The sequence below is a fragment of the Vibrio sp. N418 genome, from assembly GCF_000222565.1.
Classification (GTDB): Bacteria; Pseudomonadota; Gammaproteobacteria; order Enterobacterales; family Vibrionaceae; genus Vibrio; species Vibrio scophthalmi.
Genome location: NZ_AFWD01000065.1, coordinates 1 through 2,063, shown reverse-complemented (window position 1 = coordinate 2,063; position 2,063 = coordinate 1). Strand labels below are relative to the sequence as shown.

Annotated in this window: 2 protein-coding genes; both read right to left on the bottom strand. The window is 44.2% G+C overall.

All coding sequences use genetic code 11. From position 1 onward, the window contains the following. Positions 1-31: 31 nt before the first annotated feature. On the bottom strand, positions 32-1,372 hold the full coding sequence (gene pssA / locus RH86_RS14455) for a CDP-diacylglycerol--serine O-phosphatidyltransferase (protein WP_009386846.1): 1,341 nt from the start codon (positions 1,370-1,372) through the stop codon (positions 32-34). Between the two features lie 104 nt (positions 1,373-1,476). Beyond that, positions 1,477-1,911: a GNAT family N-acetyltransferase gene (locus tag RH86_RS14450; protein WP_009386845.1), complete on the bottom strand. Its 435-nt coding sequence runs from the start codon at positions 1,909-1,911 to the stop codon at positions 1,477-1,479. Positions 1,912-2,063 lie beyond the last annotated feature (152 nt).

Below are 2,063 nucleotides of genomic sequence, written 5' to 3'. Positions count from 1 at the left end.
TCCGAAAGGAGCTCTATTTTTTCTTTTTCATCTATAGTATTTGTTTCAACACGCGGTCTGCTTTTACTCGCGTGACCTTGCGCATTAATTTCTGCACTACCTCAGGGTAGTCTTCTAGCTTCTCCAACTGCTTGTAGGTACAAATCAGCTGGGTGTTTTGCAGAATATTCTCTACTTCGCGCTCAAACTTTTCAGTTAAATGATCGTAGTGATCTTGTACCAGTAGCGCGTTTTCTAAGTCCAACTTCCAAGCGCGAGGGTTGAGGTTATTGCCTGTGAGTAGCATATAGCGCTTATCCACCCAGATGCCTTTTAGATGGAAGCTGTTCGCATCGTGTTTCCATAAGTGGATTGATAACTGTCGGCTGGCAATATGTGCTTCGTTGGCTTTAGCAAACTGGCGCAAGTTGCGCTCGTAAAGATACGGTAACCCGCCAATGGTTTTAAATTCTTGCTCGGGTGAGATGTAAAAATCATTGGCGGTTTTATCGCCCACTACAATCGTTACTTTCACGCCGCGTTTAATCGCGCGTTTGATCTCTTTCGCCACGCTGCGTGGGAAATTGAAATAAGGGGTACAGATGAAGATCTCATCTTTCGCCAAAGCCACCAATTGATTGATGTTTTGATTAAGGCGATTACGCTTTTTACCAACCCCAACCAATGGTGTAACGGCAACCTGTTCTGTCGAGACTTCTTGGCTGTCGAATTGATAAGCCGCTTTTGCCAGCGATGCGCGTAGTTGACGAATACTGGTTTTAATCTCTTTAGTGTCTGGTTTTTTAGGGCAAGAAAGAACATTGACTGCTGGATGAGCAATCATTTCGTTCTGAACAAAAGAGACCATGGTGTCCGCTAAGCTTGGATTGGTCAGCATATGGTAGCGGTCGAAACGATACTTATTGTTATAATTGAGATAAATATTGTTTAAGCTAGCGCCGCTGTAGATCACCGTATCATCGATGATAAAGCCTTTCAGGTGCAGTACGCCAAACACTTCTCGGCCTCGAACTGGCACGCCGTAAACCGGAACCTTATGTTCATATTGCTCAGAGAACGCTTTATACATACAGGCGTTGGTTTTGCTCGCTTCCGCACCAATCAAGCCGCGCTGAGCACGATGCCAGTCAACACAGACGTTAATGTCTAAGCCTGGGTTTCTTTGTTTTGCTTGGTACAGTTCACTTAAGATCTCTCGCCCAGCCTCATCATCTTCAAGATATAGTGCCACCAAGTAAATACGTTTACTGGCTTCACGAATAGCTTGAATTAATCGGGTGCGAAAATCCTGCGCCGCGTAAAGAACCTCAAACTGAGCCGGATCTTGGGCGATAGTTGGGAGATGCTGCAAAGAATACCTATTAGCAATCATAGTGAACGAGTAACCTCAAAAATGGCGACAAAAGCGTCGGCCAAACAAGCTGATGGTGAATATTAGCAAATCTCACCAACCAAGTACTAGTCATGACGCAGACTTCATAACAAAACCGTTTGATAATGCATCGGTATGAGTGCTTTGCCACTGCCAATGTAGCGTTCAAATAACTGCTTTAAACATGCTGGAAGGGTGGATTGCTCTATCGTGGCAAAGCCGTGCTGTTGATAGAAATCTTCAAGATGCGGATAGGCAAAGCAATAAGTGTTGCCATTACAAATTGATTGTTGGCAGTGCAGTAATAACGCATGGCCAATGCTTTTTCCACGCTGTTCGGGAATGACCAACATGCCAGTGAGTAATTGATATTGTTCAATCGGTTTAAAGCGCACCACACCAATCAATTGTTGTTGATGGTAAGCGACGATGGTCTGTTCGTTCTTTTTTGCTTTACCAGAAGGGTAGTGGGCTTTGTATAAACGCGACACCAGTGGCAGTTTTATGGGGTCAAGCGTTTCTATTCTTAGCTCATTCATTCTCTATCCACCGAGATCTATGTAGAATGGCGGCAGTGTAAATGACTTAACTTGCCTGATGCAAACGAATCCCATGCAAATACAAATGAATGCTAGTCTACGTCCACATCATACTTTTGCCATTGAGCAATCGTGTGAGGTACTTGTTGAAG

Bases quoted from the DNA above. Each gene is read 5' to 3' on its own strand.
- pssA (WP_009386846.1), bottom strand. From the start codon at position 1,372: ATGATTGCTAATAGGTATTCTTTGCAGCATCTCCCAACTATCGCCCAA.
- RH86_RS14450 (WP_009386845.1), bottom strand. From the start codon at position 1,911: ATGAATGAGCTAAGAATAGAAACGCTTGACCCCATAAAACTGCCACTG.